Origin of the sequence: Mycobacterium sp. 1482292.6 (genome assembly GCF_001672995.1) — a bacterium.
In the GTDB taxonomy this organism is placed as follows: domain Bacteria; phylum Actinomycetota; class Actinomycetes; order Mycobacteriales; family Mycobacteriaceae; genus Mycobacterium; species Mycobacterium europaeum_A.
In genome coordinates this window covers 1-5,312 of the sequence record NZ_LZKV01000242.1, presented here as the reverse complement: position 1 = coordinate 5,312, position 5,312 = coordinate 1, and the positions used below count along the sequence as shown (strand labels likewise).

The following is a 5,312-nucleotide window of genomic DNA, read 5'->3' as shown; positions in this document are numbered from 1 at the left end:
AGGGAATTGATCACGGGGTGCTCGACGGCCGGGATGCGCCGGCGCTGCTTTTCGCAGCGCGCCAACACCGCCAACTGCTGGCGCGGCTTCAGCGCATCGAGCTTCAGCGCGCACACGCGATCCCAGGCGGCATCGAGCGCGTCGAACGCCGCCTCGACATCCTGCTCATCACCCACACCGCCAAACTAACGGCACCCACCGACAAAATCGGCCGAGAAATCGCCATAGATTCACACTCGCGCAATTAATCTCGCTAAAAGTCGAGCCCCGAGAACATCAGCCGGTTGGGGTCGTACTTCTGCCGGACGGTCGCCAGCCGCGACAGGTTTTGGCCGTAGTAGCGCGACGGCGCGGTATTGGCCTCCAGGTAGTTGACGTAGCCGCCGACCGAGAACTGTTGTACCGCTTGATGCGCGGCGCCCACCCAGGTGCTGGCGGCGGCTACCTGGTTGGCGGCGGGCTCGACGTACCACTGCACCACGGCGGATTGAGTGCGCCACGGAAACGCGGTGTCGCCCGGCGCGACGTCGGCGACCGCGCCGCCTAGCGGATCGATCAGCACCGAGGCCTGACCCGCGCCGGAGGCAGGCCACTGCCCGGCTGCGGTCGCAATGGCATGGGCCGCAGCGGAAGTCATCGGCCCGATCACATCGGAACCGGCCACGAAGCCGCGCGCCGGGCTGGTCGCGCCGCCACCGGCCAGATAGGTCACCAGGTCCATGTGGCTCAGCGTCTTATTGGTTACGGCGGTGGGCGCCAGCCCAACCGCGGATTTGAGGGCGTCGGCCACACCGGAGCCGCTCCCGGCCGGAGACGTCGCCAGCACATGGCAATTCGCCTGCGCCGAGCCGACCGACAGATCAACCATCCCCCAGGTGTTGCGGTCCGCGCCGGCCAGCCAGGATTGCCAGCCGGTGAGCACCTGCACCGCCGACGACGGTGGGAAGTCCAGCCGGACCAGGTCGCTGTCCGCGGTGGCGAAGGTCGCGAAGGTCATCGCGGTGGTCACCCCGAAGTTGCCGCCGCCGCCACCGCGCAAGGCCCAGAACAGATCCGGGTTGTCGTTGGCCGACGCGGTGACCACGTCGCCGCTGGGCAACACCACGGTCGCGGATTGCAGCGCGTCGCAGGTGAGCCCGGCGCGCCGGGCGTCGGCGCCCACCCCGCCGCCCAACGCGAGCCCCGCCATGCCGACGGTGGGACAGGTGCCGACGGGAACGGCGCGGCCCGCGCCGGCCAGGGCCTGGTGTACGGCATACAGATCGGTCGCCGGGGTCACCGTGACGTTGTTGCCGTCGAAGTTCGCCCCGCCGGGCAGCCCGCGCAGATCGAGCACCATGGTGCCGTTGGCGCTGGACGCGCCGACGTACGAATGACCCCCGCCGCGCGGTGCGACCTTGAGGTTGTTGACCTTCGCGAACGCGACCGCCTTCTGCACGTCGGCCTGCGACGAAACCCGAACTACCGCAGCGGGATTGGAGCCGTTGTAGAACGAGTTGAAAACCTGCTTGCCGGTGGAGAATTGGGCGCCGTTGGCCGGTAACAGCACGCTGCCGCCGATCGAGGAGGCAAGGCCGCCCCAGCCCGCGGGGTCCGCGGCCGCCGGGGCGGTGCCGAACACCGCTCCCGTCGCCAACATTCCGACGGCGCCGCGAAGAAACGTCTGACGCGAGATCTCGTGGTGGGTCGGGCGGGTCGTCATGGGGCGGATTCTGGTTCATCTCCCGCCCGCAAGTCCGGTGTCGCCGCCCGTGTTACATCACAGTGTGGCGTCGATCTGCCGAGTGGCCTTGCGCAATCGGGCCGCGTAATAACCGACGCCGCGCCGGTCGCGACCTCACGAAACGCTTATTGTGCGAACCTTTACCCCACCGTGTCGCAAACGTGACAGTGATGGCCCAGAGTTCGTAGGCGTGATTCGAGTGTGCCTCAGACGCACTCCATGGCGGACGGGGAGGCTGGCGTGAAGGCACTTGCACGAACTCATCAATGGATCTGGGTCTTTCGCCATCAGCCCTTCACCATCCGCCTGCTGGCCGCGGCCGCCGGCCTGCTGACCGTGGCCTCGGCGTTCGCGGCGCCGGCCGGGGCGGAGGGCAACGGCGACGACTTCATCGACGCGCTCAACCACGCCGGCATCGACTTCGGCGAGCCCGGTAACGCGATGTCCGTCGGCGAGTCGATCTGCCCGATGCTGTCGCAGCCGGGCGGCAATTTCGCGGCGGCCGCGTCCAGCGTCGCCGGCCGCGGCATGTCGCCCACGATGGCCCGCATGTTCACCACGATCGCAATCCAGACGTATTGCCCCCAGGAGATGGCGAACATCGCCAACGGCAACCTGTCCGGGGCCATGCCGCCGGGAATGCCGGGCCAGATCCCGGGCATGACGGGCCAGATCCCGGGCATGACGGGCCAGATTCCCGGGATGGCGGGCCAGCTCCCCGCGATGCCCGGGCAGGTTCCGGCGCTGCCGAGGTACTAGCGGGTGCCCAGCGGGTCGATGGTCCACGCGATATAGAACATCGCCGCCCCGACCGCCGCGGTGGTCATGAAGTCGATTCCCTTGCCGCGCACCACCAGAAGGCCGGCCCGGTCCTCGGACAGCAGCAACCGCAGCAACGCCGCGACGCCGACGCCGATGCCGATCAACAACGAACCGCGACGCCAGAAGTTGGCTCCCACCAAGGCCAGGGCCGTCGCAAAGATCAGGCCCACCAACAGAATTGGCCACTGGGCCCGCAGCACGGTCCGCGCGGTCATCCCCGCTCGGCCAGTTCGACGACGTTGGTCAGCAGGAACGCGCGGGTCAGCGGGCCCACCCCACCGGGATTCGGCGACATGTGGCCGGCCACCTCCCACACGTCGGGATGCACGTCGCCGGCGAGCTTGCCGTCCACCCGGCTGACGCCGACGTCGAGCACCGCGGCACCGGGGCGCACCATGTCGGCGGTCACCATGTGCGGCACCCCGACGGCGGCGACGATGACGTCGGCCTGCCTGGTCAGGGCGGGCAGGTCGCGAGTTCCGGTGTGGCACAACGTCACCGTGGCGTTCTCGGAGCGTCGGGTCAGCAGCAGGCCGAGCGGGCGACCGACGGTGACGCCGCGGCCGATGACGACCACGTGCGCCCCGGCGATCTCGACGTCGTAGCGGCGCAACAGGTGCACGATGCCGCGCGGGGTGCACGGCAGCGGGGCCGGGTTGTTGAGCACCAGCCGGCCCAGGTTGGTGGGGTGCAGCCCGTCGGCGTCCTTGTTGGGGTCGACCCGCTCCAGCGCCGCGTTCTCGTCCAGGTGCTTGGGCAGCGGCAACTGCACGATGTAACCGGTGCAATCCGGGTTGGCGTTGAGCTCGTCGATGGTGTCGTTGAGCGTGTCGGTGCTGATGTCGGCGGGCAGGTCGCGGCGGATCGAGGTGATGCCGACCTTGGCGCAGTCGGCGTGCTTGCCCCGCACGTACGCCTGGGAGCCGGGGTCGTCGCCCACCAGGATGGTGCCCAGCCCGGGGGTGCGGCCCGAGGCGGTCAAAGCGGTCACCCGCTGTTTGAGGTCGACGAAGATCTCGTCGCGGGTGGCCTTGCCGTCCAGCGTGATTGCTCCCACGCTGACAGTCTGGCAGACATCGATGATGGCGACCCGCCACGCCCGGCTTCGCCGCGCTCGCGATCGCCATTAGGCTCCCGGTATGTCAACCCCGCCGGACGTGTTCAGCCCCGCGAAGCTCGGGCCGATAACGCTGCGTAACCGCACCATCAAGTCCGCCACCTTCGAGGCGCGCACGCCCGAGGCGCTGGTGACCGACGACCTCATCGAATACCACCGGCTGCCCGCCGCCGGCGGGGTCGGCATGACGACGGTCGCCTACTGCGCCGTCTCCCCCGGCGGGCGCACCGAGGGCAACGGCATCTGGATGCGGCCGGAGGCCGTGCCCGGGTTCCGACGGCTCACCGACGCGGTCCACGCCGAGGGCGCTGCGGTCAGCGCGCAGATCGGCCACGCCGGCCCGGTGGCCAACGCCAAGTCCAACAAGGCCAAGGCGCTGGCGCCGGTGCGGTTCTTCAACCCGATCGGGATGCGATTCGCCAAGAAGGCGACGCGTGAAGACATCGACGAGGTGATCGCCGGGCACGCCAACGCCGCCCGCCTGGCCATCGAGGCCGGCTTCGATGCCGTCGAAATCCACCTGGGCCACAATTATTTGGCGAGCTCGTTCCTGTCCCCGCTGATCAACCGCCGCGACGACGAGTTCGGCGGATCGCTGGAAAACCGGGCTAAGGTCGCCCGCGGCATGGTGATGGCCGTTCGGCGCGCGGTGGAAAAGGAGGGCACGCCCATCGCGGTGACCGCCAAGCTGAACATGGCCGACGGGGTTCGCGGCGGCATCAGCACGGAGGAGTCGCTGAGGACAGCCAAGTGGCTCGAGGAAGACGGCGGCCTGGACGCGATCGAACTCACCGCGGGCAGCTCGCTGGTCAACCCGATGTACCTGTTCCGCGGCAACGCGCCGCTCAAGGAGTTCGCCGGCGCATTCAAGCCGCCGCTGAGCTGGGGCATGCGCATGACGGGCAAGAAATTCCTGCGCGAATACCCGTACCGCGAGGCATATCTGTTGCGCGACGCCAAGCTGTTCCGCAACGAGCTGAAGATGCCGCTGATCCTGCTCGGTGGCATCACCAACCGGGAGACGATGGACCTGGCGATGGCGGAGGGATTCGAATTCGTCGCCATGGCCCGCGCGCTGCTGGCCGAACCGGATCTGATCAACCGGATCGCCGCTGATGGCGCCCGGCACCAGGTGCATTCGGCGTGCACGCACTGCAATCAGTGCATGCCCACGATCTACACCCGGACGCACTGCGTGGTCACCGGCGCGCCCGATGTGGCAGCGGGCGCTCCCCGGTAATCCACAGGGGCGCAAGCTACAGTTGTGGCGATGTCAGCACCAGCCCCGCCAGCGCTAACCGTCCATCACGAAGGATCGGAACGCACCTTCGCAGCGGGCCACGATGTAGTAGTCGGGCGCGATCTGCGAGCGGACATGCGTATCACCCACCCGCTGATTTCGCGTGCCCACCTGCTGCTGCGCTTCGACCAGGGCAAGTGGCTGGCGATCGACAACGGTTCGCTCAACGGCACTTTCGTCAACGGCCGGCGGGTGCCGGTGGTCGAGATCCACGACGGGCAGACCCTCAACATCGGCAACCCGGACGGGCCGCTGCTGACGTTTGACGTCGGCCGCCACCAGGGCAGGCTGGCGGACGGACTTTCTGAACCAGATGGGCCTGGTCATCTCCGACAGCATCAAACCCTTCG

Annotated in this window: 5 protein-coding genes and 2 pseudogenes; 4 read left to right on the top strand and 3 right to left on the bottom strand. The window is 68.6% G+C overall.

Annotation, left to right across the window (positions count from 1 at the left end; genetic code table 11):
* Positions 1-253: 253 nt before the first annotated feature.
* Positions 254-1,702 (bottom strand): FAD-binding oxidoreductase, encoded by a 1,449-nt coding sequence (locus A5624_RS24100; protein ID WP_066872129.1) that lies wholly within the window; start codon positions 1,700-1,702, stop codon positions 254-256.
* 261 nt (positions 1,703-1,963) lie between these two features.
* On the opposite strand from A5624_RS24100, the gene A5624_RS24095 reads away from it, so the two are divergent.
* Positions 1,964-2,482, top strand: a complete 519-nt coding sequence (locus A5624_RS24095) for a DUF732 domain-containing protein (RefSeq protein WP_066872132.1) — start codon at positions 1,964-1,966, stop codon at positions 2,480-2,482.
* Here A5624_RS24095 and A5624_RS24090 read toward each other — a convergent pair.
* Both A5624_RS24090 and A5624_RS24085 read right to left on the bottom strand, forming a co-directional pair.
* Positions 2,479-2,760 carry a DUF3017 domain-containing protein gene (locus A5624_RS24090; RefSeq protein ID WP_066872126.1) on the bottom strand — a complete coding sequence of 94 codons (282 nt, stop codon included), beginning with the start codon at positions 2,758-2,760 and terminating at the stop codon, positions 2,479-2,481. The two genes, A5624_RS24095 and A5624_RS24090, sit on opposite strands and share 4 nt — an antisense overlap.
* Positions 2,757-3,602 carry a bifunctional methylenetetrahydrofolate dehydrogenase/methenyltetrahydrofolate cyclohydrolase gene (locus tag A5624_RS24085; protein WP_066872123.1) on the bottom strand — a complete coding sequence of 282 codons (846 nt, stop codon included), beginning with the start codon at positions 3,600-3,602 and terminating at the stop codon, positions 2,757-2,759. The genes A5624_RS24090 and A5624_RS24085 overlap by 4 nt, the downstream gene beginning before the upstream one ends.
* Before the next feature lie 82 nt (positions 3,603-3,684).
* Between A5624_RS24085 and A5624_RS24080 the strand changes: the two genes are divergently transcribed.
* From A5624_RS24080 to A5624_RS29200, 3 genes and pseudogenes are all read left to right on the top strand, one after another.
* Positions 3,685-4,902 (top strand): NADH:flavin oxidoreductase, encoded by a 1,218-nt coding sequence (locus A5624_RS24080; RefSeq protein ID WP_066872120.1) that lies wholly within the window; start codon positions 3,685-3,687, stop codon positions 4,900-4,902.
* A gap of 24 nt (positions 4,903-4,926) precedes the next feature.
* Positions 4,927-5,247: pseudogene (locus A5624_RS24075) on the top strand (FHA domain-containing protein); the annotation flags it as partial.
* Positions 5,237-5,312: pseudogene (locus A5624_RS29200) on the top strand (hypothetical protein); the annotation flags it as partial. The pseudogenes A5624_RS24075 and A5624_RS29200, both read left to right, overlap by 11 nt.